The sequence below is a fragment of the Streptomyces sp. NPDC047043 genome, from assembly GCF_040644055.1.
In the GTDB taxonomy this organism is placed as follows: domain Bacteria; phylum Actinomycetota; class Actinomycetes; order Streptomycetales; family Streptomycetaceae; genus Streptomyces.
The window spans coordinates 22,085-39,745 of the sequence record NZ_JBEYVO010000042.1 but is presented as its reverse complement, the minus strand read 5'-3'; the positions used below and the strand labels follow the sequence as shown (position 1 = coordinate 39,745).

General features: G+C 71.1%; 12 protein-coding genes. 11 read left to right on the top strand and 1 reads right to left on the bottom strand.

Annotated features, from left to right (window positions below; genetic code table 11):
- Window positions 1-48 precede the first annotated feature (48 nt).
- The 7 genes from ABZ880_RS46135 (at window position 49) to ABZ880_RS46105 (ending at window position 10,771) form a co-directional block, all read left to right on the top strand.
- Window positions 49-3,009, top strand: coding sequence for an FAD-binding and (Fe-S)-binding domain-containing protein (locus tag ABZ880_RS46135; RefSeq protein ID WP_361276893.1), 2,961 nt, complete (start codon window positions 49-51; stop codon window positions 3,007-3,009).
- Window positions 3,010-3,135: 126 nt separating this feature from the next.
- Complete coding sequence (locus ABZ880_RS46130; protein WP_361276891.1) at window positions 3,136-4,260, top strand: peptidoglycan bridge formation glycyltransferase FemA/FemB family protein; 1,125 nt, start codon at window positions 3,136-3,138, stop codon at window positions 4,258-4,260.
- A gap of 225 nt (window positions 4,261-4,485) precedes the next feature.
- Window positions 4,486-4,623, top strand: a complete 138-nt coding sequence (locus tag ABZ880_RS46125; protein WP_361276889.1) for a hypothetical protein — start codon at window positions 4,486-4,488, stop codon at window positions 4,621-4,623.
- Window positions 4,624-4,732: 109 nt separating this feature from the next.
- The gene (locus ABZ880_RS46120) at window positions 4,733-6,868 is read left to right on the top strand and encodes an ABC transporter ATP-binding protein (protein WP_361276887.1); all 2,136 of its coding nucleotides are present in this window, start codon (window positions 4,733-4,735) and stop codon (window positions 6,866-6,868) included.
- A 296-nt stretch (window positions 6,869-7,164) separates the two neighbouring features.
- Window positions 7,165-8,601: a glycosyltransferase family 2 protein gene (locus ABZ880_RS46115; RefSeq protein WP_361276885.1), complete on the top strand. Its 1,437-nt coding sequence runs from the start codon at window positions 7,165-7,167 to the stop codon at window positions 8,599-8,601.
- On the top strand, window positions 8,598-9,755 hold the full coding sequence (locus tag ABZ880_RS46110; protein WP_361276883.1) for a glycosyl hydrolase: 1,158 nt from the start codon (window positions 8,598-8,600) through the stop codon (window positions 9,753-9,755). The genes ABZ880_RS46115 and ABZ880_RS46110 overlap by 4 nt, the downstream gene beginning before the upstream one ends.
- Before the next feature lie 65 nt (window positions 9,756-9,820).
- Window positions 9,821-10,771, top strand: coding sequence for an EamA family transporter (locus tag ABZ880_RS46105; protein ID WP_361276881.1), 951 nt, complete (start codon window positions 9,821-9,823; stop codon window positions 10,769-10,771).
- Window positions 10,772-10,811: 40 nt separating this feature from the next.
- Here the strand turns inward: ABZ880_RS46105 and ABZ880_RS46100 are convergent, their stop codons facing one another.
- Window positions 10,812-11,552: a class I SAM-dependent methyltransferase gene (locus ABZ880_RS46100; protein ID WP_361276879.1), complete on the bottom strand. Its 741-nt coding sequence runs from the start codon at window positions 11,550-11,552 to the stop codon at window positions 10,812-10,814.
- A 113-nt stretch (window positions 11,553-11,665) separates the two neighbouring features.
- On the opposite strand from ABZ880_RS46100, the gene ABZ880_RS46095 reads away from it, so the two are divergent.
- Genes ABZ880_RS46095 through ABZ880_RS46080 form a run of 4 tightly spaced genes read left to right on the top strand, consistent with a single transcriptional unit; the run spans window position 11,666 to window position 17,590 of the window.
- The gene (locus ABZ880_RS46095; RefSeq protein WP_361276877.1) at window positions 11,666-12,460 is read left to right on the top strand and encodes a TIGR03084 family metal-binding protein; all 795 of its coding nucleotides are present in this window, start codon (window positions 11,666-11,668) and stop codon (window positions 12,458-12,460) included.
- Window positions 12,457-14,145, top strand: a complete 1,689-nt coding sequence (locus tag ABZ880_RS46090) for an acyclic terpene utilization AtuA family protein (RefSeq protein ID WP_361276875.1) — start codon at window positions 12,457-12,459, stop codon at window positions 14,143-14,145. The genes ABZ880_RS46095 and ABZ880_RS46090 overlap by 4 nt, the downstream gene beginning before the upstream one ends.
- Window positions 14,142-15,740, top strand: a complete 1,599-nt coding sequence (locus tag ABZ880_RS46085) for a carboxyl transferase domain-containing protein (RefSeq protein WP_361276873.1) — start codon at window positions 14,142-14,144, stop codon at window positions 15,738-15,740. Before ABZ880_RS46090 ends, ABZ880_RS46085 begins: the two co-directional genes overlap by 4 nt.
- A gap of 8 nt (window positions 15,741-15,748) precedes the next feature.
- Entirely contained in the window at window positions 15,749-17,590 is a 1,842-nt protein-coding gene (locus tag ABZ880_RS46080; RefSeq protein WP_361276871.1) for a biotin carboxylase N-terminal domain-containing protein, read from the top strand.
- Window positions 17,591-17,661 lie beyond the last annotated feature (71 nt).

The following is a 17,661-nucleotide window of genomic DNA, read 5'->3' as shown; positions in this document are numbered from 1 at the left end:
TCGGCCGTCGGCTGGAGGGTGGCGGCCGTGGGCTGATTTGCTGGCTTCATGGCGGATCTCGAGGCACGTTTGCGCGAGGTTGTCCGGGGCGATGTGCGGTTTGACCTCGCTTCCCGGGCGCTGGTCACCATGGACGCGTCCAACTATCGGCGGGTCCCGCTCGGGGTCGTAGCGCCGCGGGACGGCGATGATGTCGCCGCCGTGCTGGCCGTGTGTCGGGAGGGCGGGGTGCCCGTCGTGGCCCGGGGCGGGGGTACGTCCATCGCGGGGCAGGCCACCGGGACCGGGGTCGTACTGGACTTCACCCGGTACATGAACCGGCTCGTGTCCCTCGACGTGGACGCGCGTACCGCCGTCGTCCAGCCGGGGCTCGTCCTCGACCGGCTGCAGGAGGCCGCCGCACCGCACGGGCTCCGGTTCGGGCCCGACCCCTCCACGCACAGCCGGTGCACGCTCGGCGGGATGGTCGGGAACAACTCCTGCGGATCGCACTCGGTGGCGTGGGGGACGACCGCGGACAGCGTGCGGCAGCTGGACGTGGTCACCGCGCGCGGCGAGCGGCTGCGGCTCGGGCAGGAGTGGGCCGGGGCGCCCGAGGGGCTGCGGGGGCTGGTGGAAGGGGAGTTGGCGCGGCTGCGGACCGGGTTTCCGGAGCTGCCCCGCCGTATCTCCGGGTATGCGCTGGACGCGCTGCTGCCGGAGAAGGGGGCCGATGTCGCCCGTTCCTTCTGCGGGAGCGAGGGCACGCTGGGGGTGCTGACGGAGGCCGTCGTACGGCTCGTCGAGGCGCCACGCGCGCGTGCGCTCGCCGTGCTGGCGTACGCCGACGAGAGTGCGGCGGCGGAGGCCGCGGCCGGGTTGCTGCCGTACGGTCCCCTGACGGTGGAGGGGATGGCCGCCGATCTCGTGCCGGCGGCGGCGATCAGTGCCTTGCCGCGGGGTGGGGCCTGGCTGTTCGTGGAGACGGGCGGGGAGTCGGCCGCGGAGGCACGCGCGCGTGCGGAGGAGATCGTGCGGGCCGCCGATGTCGTGGACTCGCTCGTCGTGACCGGGGCGGCCGAGCAGCGGGCGCTGTGGCGGATCCGGGAGGACGCGAGCGGTACGGCGACCCGGATGCCGGACGGGTCCGAGGCCTGGCCGGGGTGGGAGGACTGCGCGGTGCCGCCGGCCCGACTCGGCGCGTATCTGCGGGACTTCAGGGGGCTGCTCACCCGGCACGGGCTGCGTGGGACGCCGTACGGGCACTTCGGGGACGGATGCATCCATGTGCGGATCGACTTCGATCTGCTGACCGAGGCGGGCATCGGGCGGTTCCGGCGGTTCTCGGAGGAGCTGGCCGAGGTGGTCGTGGCGCACGGCGGGTCGCTCTCCGGGGAGCACGGGGACGGACAGGCACGGGCCGAACTGCTGCCGAGGATGTACGGCGCGGAGACGGTCGCCCTCTTCGAGCGGGTGAAGGGCGTCTGGGACCCCGACGACCTGCTCAACCCCGGGATGCTGGTGCGCCCCGCGCCCCTGGACGCCAACCTCCGCTTCTCCGTGCTGCCCCGCAGACCGGTGGACGTGGCCTTCGGCTACCCGGCCGACGGCGGCGACTTCTCGGCTGCCGTGCGGCGGTGCGTGGGGGTCGCCAAGTGCCGTACGACATCGGCGTCCGGAGCGTCCGTCATGTGCCCCTCCTTCCGGGCGACCGGAGAGGAGGAGCACTCCACGCGCGGGCGGGCGCGGCTGCTGCACGAGATGCTCGCGGGCGAGCTGGTGACCGACGGCTGGCGTTCGACGGAGGTCCGGGACGCGCTGGACCTGTGCCTGTCCTGCAAGGGCTGCCGCTCCGACTGCCCGGTCGAGGTCGACATGGCCACGTACAAGGCGGAGTTCCTGCACCACCACTACGAGGGGCGGCGCCGCCCGGCCGCGCACTACAGCATGGGGTGGCTGCCGGTGTGGTTGCGCTGGGTGACCCGGACCCGCACCGCCCGGCCGCTCAACCACCTCGCTTCCGTACGGCCGTTGGCGGCGCTCGCGAAACGGCTCGGGGGGATCGCGGCCGAGCGGCGGATTCCGCGGGTGGCCACGGAGACGTTCACCCAGTGGTACGGGCGCCGGGCGAGGGCGCGGGCTCGGCAGGAGATGCGTGCGGGAGTGGTGGTCGAGGAGATGCCCGACCGGGGCCCGGTCTTCCTCTGGCCCGACACCTTCACCGAGCACCTCTCGCCGTCCGTGGGCAAGGCGGCGATTCGGGTGCTGGAGGCCGCCGGGGTGGGCGTGACGCCGCTGCCGAAGCTGACCAGGATGCACCGGCCGGTGAAGCAGAGTGTCGAGAAGGACGGCAGTGTGTCGTTCACCGTCGGCCTGCTGCCGTCCCGCCGGTACCGCCTGTGCTGCGGCCTGACGTATCTTTCGACCGGCCAACTGGACCGCGCCCGCGAGGTGTTGCGGCGCACGCTCGACATGCTGGACTTCCTCGTGGACCCCCGGCTGCCCGAGCCGCCGCCACTCCTCGTCGTCCTGGAACCGAGCTGCGCGGCGGCCCTCCGTACGGACCTGCCGGAACTGCTCCACGACGACCCGCGCGCCACGCGCCTCGCCGCCTCGGTCCTGACCTTCGCGGAGGCACTGGAGCGGTACGCGCCCGACTGGACCCCGCCGCGCCTCGACCGCCCGGTCACCGGCCAGACCCACTGCCACCAGCACGCGGTGCTCGGCGACACCGCCGACCGCCGGCTGCGCGAGGCGGCGGGCCTGACCGGCGAGCTGTCCGGCGGCTGCTGCGGCCTGGCGGGCAACTTCGGCTTCGAGCAAGGCCACTTCGAGGTGTCGGCGGCCTGCGCGGAGGACCAGCTCCTGCCGGCGGTGCGGGAGGCCCCGAAGGGGGCGGTGGTCCTGGCGGACGGCTATTCCTGCCGGACGCAGTTGGAGCAGCTGGGCGGGGTACGCGGGAGGCACCTGGCGGAGGTGCTGGCGGAGGCACTGGAGGCGGAGGCCGAGGGAGACGGACGGGACGCATGAGCCCGCCCGTGTCACCGCCGGGCGCGGGAACCCACGCGTGCACACTCGGCCTCATCAGGGCGCGGGAACCGGCGCACGCGCGGGCGACCTCATTAGATGGCAGGACCAGCCACTCGAAGGAGCCCCATGTCCCTGCACCTCCGCCCCCTCACCCGCGCCGAGCACCTCGCCTTCGTCGCGGACCGTCCCTCCGCCAGCCATATGCAGGTCCCTTCCTGGGGCGAGGTGAAGCCGGACTGGCGGGCGGAGAGTCTGGGGTGGTTCGAGGCGGACGGGCGGCTCGTCGGGGCGGGACTCGTGCTGTACCGGCCGTTGCCGAAGCTGAAGAAGTACCTCGCCTATCTCCCCGAGGGGCCGCTGATCGACTGGCACGCGGCCGACCTGCGTGAGCGCTGGCTCGACCCGATGCTCGCGTACCTCAAGAAACAAGGGGCCTTCTCCGTGAAGATGGGGCCGCCCGTCGTCGTACGGCGTTGGAGCGCGGACGCGGTCAAGGCGGCGATCGCCGATCCGGCGGCCCGGCGGCTGCGGGACGCGGAGGCGACCTCGACCGAACCGGGCGCGCTCGACGTGGCCGACCGGCTGCGCGCTGCCGGGTGGAAGCAGACGGAGCCGGGCGGCGAGGAGGGCTTCGCGGCCGGGCAGCCGCGGTATGTGTTCCAAGTCCCGTTCGCCGGGCGGTCGCTGGACGACATCCAGCGCGGCCTCAACCAGCAGTGGCGGCGCAACATCAAGAAGGCGCAGAAGGCCGGCGTCGAGATCGTCCGCGGCGGCTACGACGATCTGCCCGCCTTCTACGCCCTGTACACCGAGACCGCCGAGCGCGACCGCTTCCTCCCGCGCCCCCTGCCCTACTTCCAGCGCATGTGGACCGCCCTCACCGCCGAGGACCCCGACCGTATGCGCCTCTACCTCGCCCGCCACGACGGCGACGTCCTCGCCGCGGCCACGATGCTGACGGTCGGCGAGCACGTCTGGTACTCCTACGGCGCCTCCACCGCCCGCAGGCGCGAGGTCCAGCCCAACAACGCCATGCAGTGGCGCATGATGTGCGACGCCCATCAACTCGGCGCCGCCGTATACGACTTCAGGGGCATCACCGACACCCTGGAGGAGTCGAACCATCTGCTGGGGCTGCTGCGCTTCAAGGCCGGGGCCGGCGGAGAGGCCGTCGAGTACCTCGGGGAGTGGGACTTCCCGCTCAACCGCCTGCTGCACAAGGCGCTCGACCTCTACATGGCACGTCGATGAACACCCCCGGTTTCATCAGCTGACTCTCAGGTTCATAAGAGAACTCTCAGGTTCGGCGGCATCACTCAGGTTTCACCTAGGTATTCACAGCGCTTGTTTGCCGTTAGCTCGCCGACTTTGCCGTTCCTTGAGTTCCGGGCCGTGTAGGTTCTTCGATGTCGGGTTCCGGACGCGGAATTCAGCAAGACCGGCATCACAAGTACAGTGCGAACCAAGGAGTCGGAAATGAGCCTCAAGAAGCTCGCCCCGCTGCCCCCGAAGCCCAAGTCGAAGCAGCTGCCTCCCCCGCCGCCGCCGAAGCCGAAGAAGAAGCACCACCCCAAGCCCCCGGCTCCGAAGCCGATCCCCGGCGCGGACAGCTGAGTCAGCTGTCAGAGGGTCGACGGCCTGCCGTCGACCCTCTTCCTTCGTGGAATTCGTGGAATTTCTGGAATTCGCCAATTCCGGTGACGGGCAGTGGAGGGAATGCGGGATGGACGTGGACGAGGATGACGAGTTCGAATACGCGGACACTCCCACCATTCCGGCCCGCATCGCTTTCCGCCGCTTCTGGCCGCTGACCAAAGGCCTCCGGAAATGGCTGATACTCATCTGGGTGTGCACGGTCCTCGCCGCGCTCGCCGAGACCGAGGCCATCCTGGTCTTCAGCGACCTCACGGACAACGCCCTGCAGAAGGGATCGCTGGCCGCGTTCTGGACCCCGGCCGTGAAGTGGCTGGCCGTGGCGGTCGTCGGCGCGATCGTCGCGTACGCCGGCAACTCCCTTGCCGCCTGGGTCACCGAACGCTTCGTGATGAGGCTGCGCGAGCATGTCTTCGACCACGTACAGCAGTTGCCCCCGCACTTCTTCCAACGCCACCGCCAGGGCGACCTGTTGTCCCGGCTGACGAGTGACGTCGAGGCCATCGAGACGATGGTCGTGTCCGGCCTGGTCGGCGCGGCCTCGGCCGCCTTCTCCGCGCTCTTCTACGCGGCCGCCGCCTTCTGGCTGCGCTGGGACCTGGCCGCCGCCACCTTCGTCCTCGCCCCTCTCTTCTGGCTGGCCGCCCGCCGCTTCTCCGGCTCCATCAAGGACGTCTCGCGCGAGGGCCGGGTCGCCGACGGTGCCATCACCTCCGTCGTGGAGGAGTCGCTCGGCAACATCGTCCTCACCCAGGCCTACGACCGCCGGGACGCCGAGCGCCGCCGCCTGAACGAGGAGGCGAACGCCTGGTTCCGCGCCTCCGTCCGTTCCACCCGCCTGAACGAGGCATACGAGCAGCTCGTGCAGGTCATCGAGACGGTGTGCGTGCTCGCGGTGATCGGCATCGGCGCCTGGGAGATCTCCACCGGCCGGATGACCCTCGGCCAGCTCCTCGCCTTCGCCGCCTTCCTCGGCTACCTCTACCCGCCGGTCCGCGGCCTGGCCCAACTGGGCCTGACGGTCACCGCGGCCACGGCCGGCGCGGAGCGGCTCATCGAGGTCCTCGACGTCCAGCCGTCCGTCGCCGACCCCCGCCGCGGCACCGACGTGGGCCGCCCCGACGGCACGGTCGAGGTCCACGACGTCTCCTTCAGCTACCCGGGCGCCGACAGCACCGCCCTGCAGAACCTGTCCTTCACGGTCAACCCCGGCGAGCTGGTGATCGTCACCGGCCCGAGCGGCGCCGGAAAGTCGACGGTCTCCAAGCTGCTGCTGCGCTTCTACGACCCCGACGCGGGCGAACTGCTGCTGGACGGCGTCCCCTTGCGCGACTTCCCGCTCGCCCGCCTGCGCGAGTACGTGACCCTGCTCCCGCAGGAGACGCTCGTCCTGCACGACACGGTCCGCGCGAACATCGCCTGCGGCCGGCCCGGCGCCAGCGACCAGGCCATCGAGGACGCGGCGAGGGCGGCCGACGCGCACGACTTCATCATGCGACTGCCCGAGGGTTACGGCACCAGGGTCGACCCCAACTCGGCCCGGCTGTCCGGCGGTCAGCTCCAGCGCCTCGCCATCGCGCGGGCCATCCTGCGCGACGCGCCCGTACTGGTCCTCGACGAGCCGACGACCGGTCTCGACGCGATGGCCGCCCGCCGGGTCGTGAAGCCCCTGCGCCGTCTGATGACCGGCCGTACCACCATCATGATCACCCACGACCTCAACCTCGCCCCCGACGCCGACCGCATCCTCGTCGTCGACCGCGGCCGGGTCGTGGAGACGGGCCGGCACGAGGAACTGCTGGCGTGGGGCGGGGCGTACGCGCGACTGCACCGCTCGCAGAACAACGCGGTGATGGACACCGGCGAACTGCGGATGCCGTTGTTCGTGGACTCGGGCAGCGGGATACCGGTGGCGGTGGACGCCGCTGCCGGAACGGCATACCAAGGTTCGGGTTCCGGCGCCGGGGAGTGGAGCGCCGGGGGCGGCGTGACCTGGGGCGCCAATCCCTCCGAGGGTGTTCTGCCAGGCGGTCACTGGGGGGCTTCCGAGGGGATGACATGGTCCGGTGCTCCGGAGGGATTCGCCGGCCACTTCCCCGGCGAATTCCCGGCCGGGGTCTCGCACGCATACGCCCCCACGGTCCCCGACCGGCTCGCCGACGGCCGTCCGCTCTTCCGCGACGAGACGGCGTGGGGTGGGGCCTGACGCGCCGCTCCGGCGGCGGGCTTTCACCACTTGACCAGCAGCCCGAGATTGTGCAACCGTAGATTTACAGCGTAAACATACGGCGACAGGGCCGCTGGGCGACCACCGTTAGCACCGCCCTCCGGAGTCCGGCCTCGGTTCGAGTCCGGACGGCCCGCGCCCTCGCCGGGCTTCACCCGGCCTTCCCGGCTCCGACCGCCCCTCTCCTTGCACTCGCATGCCCGGATTCCGCACCCGGGGCGGGGGCGGCGCGCGCCGGCATCCAGCAACTGGCGCTGTTTTCAAGCAGGTTCACGATGACTGCCACCGACATCAAAACAGTACAATCCCCGCAAAAACTCGTCGCTGCACCCGAGCGCCCGGAGTACGTCGCCTCCGAGGTGCGGGAACCGAAGCGTGACTGGTCGCTCGGGCCGGTCACCGGACATCGGATCACCGTGGTGGTGTGCATGTCCCTCGGAGTCCTGGTGCTCTACCAACTCCAGGGATTCCTCTGGCCCGAGGGCCGGCCGGCCCACGGGTGGTTCGAGCAGGCATGGTCGTACGGAGCGATCCTGTGGCTGAGCGCGGTCGTCCCAGGACTCATGGGACTCGTGGGGCTGCTGGCCTTCCGGCACGCCGAGCGTCTCGACGAAGTGCGGCCGATTCCGGTCCTGGTCTGCTGGCGCATCGTCTCCCGGGGCGACAACGTGGAGGCGCTGACCGGCACGATCCGGCGATGCCAGCGCGAGATGGCGCGTACGCCGCTGTTCCCGTACGTCATCGAGGTCGTCACGGACACCGTGAGCACCTGCTTGCCGCCCCCCAACCAAGACCTCGTCTACCTGGCTGTTCCGCTGGACTACCGGACGCCCAAGGGGACGCTGTACAAGGCACGAGCCCTGCAGTTCGCCCTGGAACACTCCGCCCTGCCGGACGACGCCTGGATCGTCCACCTCGACGAGGAGACGCAGCCGACGTCCAGCGGAATAAAGGGCATCGCCCGCATGATCGGCGAAGAGGAACACACCGGCACGCCCAGGATCGGGCAGGGAGCCATCCTGTATCACCGTGACTGGCGGACGCATCCGTTCCTCACGCTGGCCGACAATGTGCGCACCGGCGACGACTTCGCCCGCTTCCACTTCCAGTCCCGGCTGCACCGGACCGTCTTCGGCATGCACGGGTCGTACATCGTGGTGCGCAACGACGTCGAGAAGTCGAGCGGCTTCGACTTCGGCCCGGTGGGCAGCATCACCGAGGACGCCTTCTGGGCCCTGGTGTGCATGGAAGGCGGCCATCGCTGCCGCTGGGTCGACGGTTACCTCGAAGAGCAGTCGACGCGGAGCATCGGGGACTTCGTCCGTCAGCGGCGGCGCTGGTTCCAGGGTCTGGCCAAGGTCGCGCTCTTCGCCCCGGTGAAGCCGCGCTGGCGCATCTCGCTCGGCATCAACACGACCCTGTGGGCACTCGCCCCCTTCGGTCTGCTCTACACCATCGGACACCTGGTGTACGGGTTCCAGGTGGACCCGTGGATCCGGGCGCTCGCCAACGGATCGTTCGCCTCGTTCCTCACGCTGTACATCCTGGGACTGAGGGCCAATCTGGCCGAGCACGGGATCACCGGCGGGCGGGCGGCCGGCTGGATCGCCGCCCAGGCCGTGCTCCTGCCCGTCTTCTCGGCCATGGAGGCGATCGGCGTGCTGATGGCCATCCTGAAGCCGGCCGCCGGATTCCACGTGGTCAAGAAATGACCTCGGGAGATTCGCTCGAGGAACGGCGTGCGGGAGCGGCGGGCCCCGCACCGCCGGGGATCGGTCCGACCCTCGTCGAGCGCGATCCCCAGGCCTCGCCCCACGCCACGGCCCGCTACGCCCAGTTGGTCGCCCTGGAGAACGCGGCCCGGTCCGGAGAGCGCCACAGGACCGTCATCGGGCAGCACATCGAAGCCCACAACGAGCTCTACAACCCCGTCTACGGTGACACCGGGGGTACCACGTACGTCGGCTACCACTACGACAGGGCCGCCGCGATCACGGGCCGGCACCCCGGATTCCTGGAAATCGACGTGGGCCCCGGCTACCACGCCACAGGCTGGGACGGCTCCCGGCGGAGGTACGCCGACGACGCCGTGGACCTCGCCCTGCGCGTCGCGAAGGGCGGCCGCGTCGCCGTGGGCATGTCGTTCCACCAGCCCCACCCCACGTCACACGTCAAGGACTACACCGCCACGTTGGCCACGAACGCGCCCCATCAGGCCGGCGCCTCCTGGTTCGCGAGCGTGGTCGACTGCCGGAACGGCACCGCCGAGCACCGCTCGTTGCTGCAGGACCTGTCCTATCTCGCCGACCATCTGAGTCGTTTTGCCGAACAGGACATTCCTGTCCTGCTGCGCCCGTACCACGAAATGAACCAGCCCACTTTCTGGTGGGGCGGCCAGAGCCCTGCCGCGTTCCGGGCCCTCTGGCGGATCACCTACGACTACCTTGTCGGCACGCGCGATCTGCACAACCTGATCTTCGTCTGGGCGCCCGTCTGCTGGACGCCCGACGGGCCCGACGCCCCGTGGGACTACTACCCGTCCGCCCCTCCTCCCGACGTGGTCGCCGTCGACTACTACGCCGACCCGGACCACACCTCCGGACTGTGGGAGAGCGACGTCGGAAGGATCGGGGACTACTACACGGCCCTCGCCGACTACGGCAGGCCCCGGGCGCTCGCCGAGTCGTACTACACACCCCTGGCCGAAAGCGGCACCAACGCGCTGCGGCGGAGCCCATGGGTCTGGTGGACCGTCTGGGGCGACGGACTCACCAGCCACAACAGTCCTGGCGACATCAGGGCCGCCTACAGGGAGTGTGGTCCAACATTCGGGACAGCTGCAAAACGGGTTTACGCGCCTGACTGAGTCCATTACCGTGGACTCGTCAGTGCATCACGATGAACGAACCCCGAGTCGCACCTGGACCGCCCGTGACCACGCCCAGCACAACCACGACCGCCTCGCCCTCGGCGGTGCACACCTCTGTGGCGCAAGGCCGTCGGGGTTCCCTCGGCCCGACCGGACTGGTCCTGGCCGGCGGTGTCTCGGTGCAGTTCGGCGCGGCGCTGGCGGTGAGCCTGATGCCGCGGGCGGGGGCGCTGGGTGTTGTGACCCTGCGTCTCTTCGCGGCAGCCGTGGTCCTCCTCCTGGTCTGCCGCCCCCGGCTGCGCGGCCACTCGCGCACCGACTGGGGCACGGTGATCGTCTTCGGCCTCACCATGGCCGGGATGAACGGCCTCTTCTACCAGTCCGTCGACCGCATCCCCCTCGGTGCCGCCGTCACCCTGGAGGTCCTCGGTCCGCTCGCGCTCTCCGTCCTCGCCTCCCGGCGCGCGATCAACGCCGTCTGGGCCGCGCTCGCCCTCGCCGGCGTCTTCCTCCTCGGCGGCGGAGGCTTCGGCGACCTGGACCCGCTGGGCGTCGCCTTCGCCCTGGCCGCGGGGGCCATGTGGGCGGCGTACATCGTCTTCAGTGCGCGCACGGGCCGACGGTTCCCGCAGGCCGACGGGCTGGCGCTCGCCATGGCGATCGGTGCGGTGGCGTTTCTCCCGCTCGGCATCGCGGAGTCCGGCACCAAGCTCCTCGACCCGGTGACCCTGGGCCTGGGCGCGGCGGTGGCGGTCATGTCCTCGGTCCTCCCGTACACCCTCGAACTCCTCGCCCTGCGCCGCCTGCCCGCCTCCACCTTCGCGATCATGATGAGCCTGGAACCGGCCCTCGCCGCGACGGCCGGCTTCCTGATCCTCGACCAGGCCCTGTCCGCCGTGCAGGCGGCCGCGATCGCTCTGGTCATCGCGGCGAGCATGGGTGCGGTACGGACGCAGGTGGGACGGGGGAAGGTGGCGGAGCCCGGGCCGGAGGCGGCTTCCGGGAACATCTGACCGCCGGGAGGACCGCCCATCCGGTCACAGGGCGAACCGCTCAGCCGGCCGTCTTCTCCCACACGGAGACATGCGACCGGCTCTCGCCGGTGAACGGCTCCCGCGTCCAGCCCGCCCAACGGTCACGCAGCCGCATCCCGGCCAGCCGGGCCATCAGGTCCAGCTCCGCGGGCCACACGTACCGGAACGGCACGGACCAGAACGAGCCGTGTCCGTCCTCGACCTTCACATGGTGCGAGCTCATCGCCTGCGTGACGAGGTCGTACGTGTCGAAACCGATCCGCGTCTCGCCCACGTGGAACGGCACCGCGTTCTGCCCCGGCGGAAGCCTGCGCAGGTCGGGGACCATGACCTCGACGACGAAGTGACCGCCGGGCTCCAGGTGGGCCGCGGCGTTGAGGAAGCAGTCGACCTGGGCGTCCTGCGTGGTCAGATTCATGATCGTGTTGAAGACCAGGTAGGCGAGCGAGAAGCCGCCGTCCACCCGGGTCGTCGCGAAGTCCCCGACCGTCACCCCGATCGCGTCACCACCGGGCTTCGCGCGCAACCGCTCCACCATCGCCCGGGACAGATCGATGCCGTGCACCTCGACCCCGCGGCGTGACAGCGGCAGTGCGATGCGCCCGGTCCCGACGCCCAGCTCCAGGGCCCGCCCGGCCCCGGCCAGCTCCGCCAGGAGGTCGACGGCGGGTTCCACCGCGTCCGACGTGAACATCTCCGCCGACGACTCGTCGTACGTCGCCGCGACGGACTCTCCGAAGTAACCGTCCTCATCAGGCATCGGGCGACCGTACTGCGGTCGTGGTGGGAGACGCGCGCGATTTTCCGCCCCGGCGCCCCAAAATTAATGCAAGCACGCTTGCTTGTTTCTGGCACCGCTGCCATGCTCGCCCCATGGCTGACCCGACGCCCGTCATCGACGATCTGTGCGCGGAGAGCGAGGAACTCGACCTGCTCGTGGCCGGGTTGAGCCCCGAGCAGTGGGCGCTCGCGACCCCTGCGCCCGGCTGGACCGTCGCCCACCAGATCGCGCACCTCGCCTGGACCGACCACTCCTCGTTGCTGGCAGTGACCGATCAGGACGCCTTCTCCCGCGAGGTCGAGAAGGCGCTGGCCCAGCCCGGCGACTTCGTGGACAACGGCGCGCAGGAGGGCGCAGGGAAGCCGCCCCCGCAGCTGCTCGCGGACTGGCGGACCGGGCGCAGGGCACTGGCCGACGCGCTGCGGGCCGCCCCCGACGGCGCCCGTTTCCCCTGGTACGGCCCGCCCATGGCCACCGCCTCCATGGCCACCGCCCGCCTCATGGAGACCTGGGCCCACGGCCTGGACGTCGCGGACGCGCTCGGCGTGGCCCGTACCCCCACCGACCGGCTCCGGCACATCGTCCGCCTCGGCGTCCGCACCCGAGACTTCGCCTTCGGTGTGCACGGACTGCCCACGCCGTTCGAGGAGTTCCGCGTCGAACTGACCTCGCCTTCCGGCGAGTTGTGGCTGTACGGGCCCGAGGACGCCGACGACCGCGTCACCGGTACCGCCCTCGACTTCTGCCTCCTGGTCACCCGGCGTGCGCACCGAGAGGACCTCGCCCTGCAGGCGACCGGCCCCGACGCCGACCGCTGGCTGGACATCGCCCAGGCCTTCGCCGGACCCCCGGGCGACGGCCGCCCGCCGAAGGGGACCGCCGGATGACGACTCTCCGTATCGGCAACGCCTCCGGCTTCTACGGCGACCGGTTCGACGCCATGCGCGAGATGCTCACCGGTGGCGAACTCGACGTCCTGACCGGCGACTACCTCGCCGAGCTGACCATGCTGATCCTGGGCCGGGACCGGCTGAAGGACCCCTCCGCCGGATACGCCCGCACCTTCCTGCGCCAGCTGGAGGAGTGCCTGGGGCTCGCGCAGGAGCGAGGGGTGAAGATCGTCACCAACGCCGGCGGGCTGAATCCCGCCGGGCTCGCCGACGCCGTACGGAAGCTGGCCGACCGGCTCGGCATCCCCGTCCGGGTCGCCCATGTCGAGGGCGACGACCTCACGGCCGCCCACCCGGGCAGCCTCGCGGCCCATGCCTACCTCGGCGGCTTCGGCATCGCGGCCTGTCTGCGCGAGGGCGCGGACGTTGTCGTCACCGGGCGGGTGACGGACGCGGCGCTGGTCACCGGGCCCGCCGCCGCCCGCTTCGGCTGGCAGCCGGGGGAGTACGACCGGCTCGCGGGGGCCGTCGTCGCCGGGCATGTGCTGGAGTGCGGGGCACAGGCCACCGGCGGCAACTACGCGTTCTTCGCCGAACGAGGCCATGACATCCGGCGGCCCGGCTTCCCGCTCGCCGAGCTGCACGAGGACGGCACCGCGGTCATCACCAAGCACCCCGGCACCGGCGGCTTCGTCGACGTCGGCACGGTCACCGCGCAGCTCCTGTACGAGACGGGCGGCGCCCGGTACGCGGGACCGGACGTGACGGCCCGCCTCGACACCGTACGGCTCACCCCGGACGGCCCCGACCGCGTCCGCATCGAGGGCGTACGCGGCGAGGCCCCGCCCCCGACCCTCAAGGTCGGCCGCAACCGCCTCGGCGGCTTCCGCAACGAGGTCGCCTTCGTCCTCACCGGCCTCGACATCGAGGCCAAGGCCGCGCTGGTACGGGACCAGATGGACGCCGCTTTCCGGGAGGCCAAGTCCGCGCCCGCCGACGTCCGTTGGGACCTCGTCCGCAGCGACCGGGCCGACGCCCCGACCGAGGAGACGGCCAGCGCACTGCTGCGGCTCGTCGTACGGGACCGGGACGAGGCGGTCGTGGGCCGGGCGCTGAGCGGGGCCGCCGTCGAACTGGCGCTGGCGAGCTACCCCGGCTTCCATGTGCTGGCGCCACCTGGAAAGGGTGCGCCCTATGGGGTCTTCGAGGATGTGTACGTCCCCCATGGCGCCGTGGACCATGTGGCCGTCCTCCATGACGGGCGCCGGATCCCCGTGCCGCCGGCCCACGACACCCTCGTACTCGACGATCTTCCGGAACCGCCGCTGCCGGAGCCGCTGCCCGACGGGCCGTGCAAGCGGGCTCCTCTCGGCCTGGTCGCCGGGGCCCGCAGCGGTGACAAGGGCGGGAACGCCAACGTCGGGGTGTGGGTGCGGTCGGACGAAGCCTGGCGGTGGCTCGCGCACGAGCTGACGGCGGACCGGTTCCGCGAGTTGATCCCCGAGAGCCGCGAGCTCCCCGTCACCCGGCACCTCCTGCCGAACCTCCGCGCCCTCAACTTCGTCGTCGAGGGCATCCTCGGCGAGGGCGTCGCCGCCCAGCACCGCTTCGACCCGCAGGCCAAGGCCCTCGGCGAGTGGCTGCGTTCCCGCCATCTGGACATCCCGGAGGTCCTGCTGTGACCGTCATCAACTCCGGCCTGGACACGGCGGGTTCGGACTACCGGGCCAACCGCGAGGCCATGCTCGACAAGCTGGACCAGCTGACCGCCGAGCATGCGAAGGCGCTTGCGGGTGGCGGCGAGAAGTACGTCGAACGGCACCGGAAGCGCGGCAAGCTGCTCGCCCGCGAGCGCATCGAGCTGCTCCTCGACCCGGACACGCCCTTCCTGGAACTGTCGCCGCTGGCCGCCTGGGGCAGCGACTACACGGTGGGCGCCTCGCTCGTCACCGGCATCGGGGTCGTCGAGGGCGTGGAGTGCCTGATCACCGCCAACGACCCGACCGTCCGCGGCGGCGCCAGCAACCCCTGGTCGCTGAAGAAGGCCCTGCGCGCCAACGACATCGCCCTCGCCAACCGGCTGCCCTGCATCAGCCTGGTGGAGTCGGGCGGCGCCGATCTGCCGTCGCAGAAGGAGATCTTCATTCCCGGAGGCGCGATCTTCCGGGACCTGACACGGCTGTCGGCGGCCGGCATCCCGACGATCGCCGTCGTCTTCGGGAACTCGACGGCCGGCGGCGCGTACATCCCCGGCATGTCCGACCACGTGATCATGGTCAAGGAGCGCGCCAAGGTCTTCCTCGGCGGTCCGCCCCTGGTCAAGATGGCCACCGGCGAGGAGAGCGACGACGAGTCGCTCGGCGGCGCCGAGATGCACGCGCGTGTGTCGGGCCTCGCGGACTACTTCGCCGTGGACGAGCCGGACGCGCTGCGACAGGCCCGGCGTGTGGTCGCCCGGCTCAACCACCGCAAGGCGTACGGGGATCCGGGCCCGGCCGCACCGCCCAAGTACGACGAGGACGAGCTGCTGGGCGTCGTCCCGGGGGATCTCAAGACCCCCTTCGACCCGCGCGAGGTCATCGCCCGGATCGTCGACGCCTCCGACTTCGACGAGTTCAAGCCGCTGTACGGGACGAGCCTGACGACCGGCTGGGCCACGCTGCACGGCTATCCCGTCGGCATCCTCGCGAACGCCCAGGGGGTGCTGTTCAGCGAGGAGTCCCAGAAGGCCGCCCAGTTCATCCAGTTGGCCAACCAGCGGGACATCCCGCTCCTCTTCCTGCACAACACCACCGGCTACATGGTCGGCAAGGAGTACGAGCAGGGCGGGATCATCAAGCACGGCGCGATGATGATCAACGCCGTGTCCAATTCGAAGGTCCCGCACCTGTCGGTGCTGATGGGCGCTTCCTACGGGGCCGGCCACTACGGCATGTGCGGGCGGGCGTACGACCCGCGCTTCCTGTTCGCCTGGCCGAGCGCCAAGTCGGCCGTCATGGGCCCGCAGCAGCTGGCCGGCGTCCTCTCCATCGTGGCCCGGCAGTCGGCCGCCGCGAAGGGGCAGCCGTACGACGAGGACGCGGACGCCGCGCTGCGCGCCATGGTGGAGCAGCAGATCGAGTCCGAGTCCCTGCCGATGTTCCTGTCCGGGCGGCTCTACGACGACGGCGTCATCGACCCGCGCGACACCCGCACCGTCCTCGGCCTGTGCCTGTCGGCCGTCCACACGGCGCCGTACGAGGGTGCGCGCGGCGGCTTCGGCGTCTTCCGGATGTGAGGGATCCAGTGATTGCTTCTGTCCTCGTGGCCAACCGGGGCGAGATCGCCTGCCGGATCTTCCGCACCTGCCGTGAGTTGGGAATCCGGACGGTCGCCGTGCACTCCGACGCCGACGAAAACGCGCTCCACGCGCGCGTGGCCGACACGGCGGTACGGCTGCCGGGAGCGACGCCCGCGGAGACCTATCTGCGCGGCGACCTGATCGTGAAGGCGGCGGTCGCTTCCGGCGCGGACGCCGTGCACCCCGGTTACGGCTTCCTCTCGGAGAACGCCGACTTCGCGCGCGCGGTCATCGACGCCGGCCTGATGTGGATCGGGCCGCCCCCGGAGGCGATCGAGGCGATGGCGTCCAAGACGCGCGCCAAGGAGCTGATGGGGATCGCACCCCTGGCCGGGGTGGGCGAGTCCGACCTTCCGGTGCTGGTGAAGGCGGCCGCGGGCGGCGGGGGCCGCGGAATGCGCATCGTGCGCCGCCTCGACGAGTTGGACGCCGCCCTGGAGGGCGCAAGCGCCGAGGCCGCCGGCGCCTTCGGCGACGGCGAGGTCTTCGTCGAGCCGTACGTGGAGGGCGGCCGCCACGTCGAGGTGCAGATCCTCGCGGACACACACGGCACGGTGTGGGCACTGGGCACGCGCGACTGCTCGCTGCAGCGCCGCCACCAGAAGGTGATCGAGGAAGCCCCCGCACCGGGTTTGACTTCCGAACTGACCGGCTCCCTCCACGAGATGGCCGTACGCGCCGCGAAGGCCGTCGACTACGTGGGTGCCGGCACGGTGGAGTTCCTGGTGGCGGGCGACAAGGCCCACTTCCTGGAGATGAACACCCGCCTCCAGGTCGAACACCCGGTGACGGAGGCCGTGTTCGACATCGACCTCGTGGCCCTGCAGCTCCGGGTCGCCGAGGGCCACGCACTCGACGAGGAACCCCCACGCGCGCGTGGCCACGCCGTCGAGGCCCGCCTCTACGCCGAGGACCCGGCGAGCGAATGGGCTCCGCAGACCGGCACCTTGCATCGCCTCGCTGTTCCCCACGTCCGCCTGGACACGGGCTACGAGGACGGCGACGAGATCGGCGTCCACTACGACCCCATGCTCGCGAAGGCCGTCGCCCACGCCCCCACGCGCGCGGAGGCGCTCCGCAAACTCGCGGGCGCCCTGGAACGCGCCACGATCCACGGCCCGACGACCAACCGCGACCTCCTCCTGCGCTCCCTGCGGCACAGGGAGTTCACGACGGCCCGCATGGACACGGGCTTCTACGACCGCCACCTCGACGAGCTGACGACCGCGCCCCCCGACCCGCACGCCCCCTTGGCCGCCGCCCTCGCCGAGGCCGCCCAGGGCCGCTCGCGCTTCGGCGGCTTCCGCAACCTGCCCTCCCAGCCGCAGACCAGGCGGTACGAGACGGCGGGCGAGGAGCACGAGATCCACTACCGGCACACACGCGCGGGGCTGGAGGCAGACGGGGTCCGGGTCGTGCACGCCGCCGCCGATCTCGTCGTACTCGAAGTGGACGGCGTACAGCGGAAGTTCGAGGTGGCGAGGTACGGCGAGCAGGTCTACGTCAACGCGACAGCCCTGAAGGCCCTGCCCCGCTTCCCGGACCCGACGGCACAGCTCGCACCGGGTTCACTGCTGGCACCGATGCCGGGAACGGTCGTGAAGGTGGTCGACGGTCTGGCCGTGGGAGCCGCTGTAAAGGCCGGAGAGCCCCTCCTCTGGCTGGAGGCGATGAAGATGCAACACAAGATCACAGCACCGGTCACAGGCACGGTGACAGCTCTGCACGCTGTGCCGGGACAACAGGTGGAGGTCGCCGCACTGCTTGCGGTCGTCGAGCCCACCTAGGGGCGCGGGGCGGTATCGATATGCGGCTACCGCCGCGCGAGCGCGACCAGCCACGGACAACCCGCAGCCCG

Bases quoted from the DNA above. Each gene is read 5' to 3' on its own strand.
- ABZ880_RS46130 (WP_361276891.1), top strand. From the start codon at position 3,136: ATGTCCCTGCACCTCCGCCCCCTCACCCGCGCCGAGCACCTCGCCTTC.
- ABZ880_RS46125 (WP_361276889.1), top strand. From the start codon at position 4,486: ATGAGCCTCAAGAAGCTCGCCCCGCTGCCCCCGAAGCCCAAGTCGAAG.
- ABZ880_RS46135 (WP_361276893.1), top strand. From the start codon at position 49: ATGGCGGATCTCGAGGCACGTTTGCGCGAGGTTGTCCGGGGCGATGTG.
- ABZ880_RS46110 (WP_361276883.1), top strand. From the start codon at position 8,598: ATGACCTCGGGAGATTCGCTCGAGGAACGGCGTGCGGGAGCGGCGGGC.
- ABZ880_RS46120 (WP_361276887.1), top strand. From the start codon at position 4,733: ATGGACGTGGACGAGGATGACGAGTTCGAATACGCGGACACTCCCACC.
- ABZ880_RS46090 (WP_361276875.1), top strand. From the start codon at position 12,457: ATGACGACTCTCCGTATCGGCAACGCCTCCGGCTTCTACGGCGACCGG.
- ABZ880_RS46100 (WP_361276879.1), bottom strand. From the start codon at position 11,552: ATGCCTGATGAGGACGGTTACTTCGGAGAGTCCGTCGCGGCGACGTAC.
- ABZ880_RS46095 (WP_361276877.1), top strand. From the start codon at position 11,666: ATGGCTGACCCGACGCCCGTCATCGACGATCTGTGCGCGGAGAGCGAG.
- ABZ880_RS46115 (WP_361276885.1), top strand. From the start codon at position 7,165: ATGACTGCCACCGACATCAAAACAGTACAATCCCCGCAAAAACTCGTC.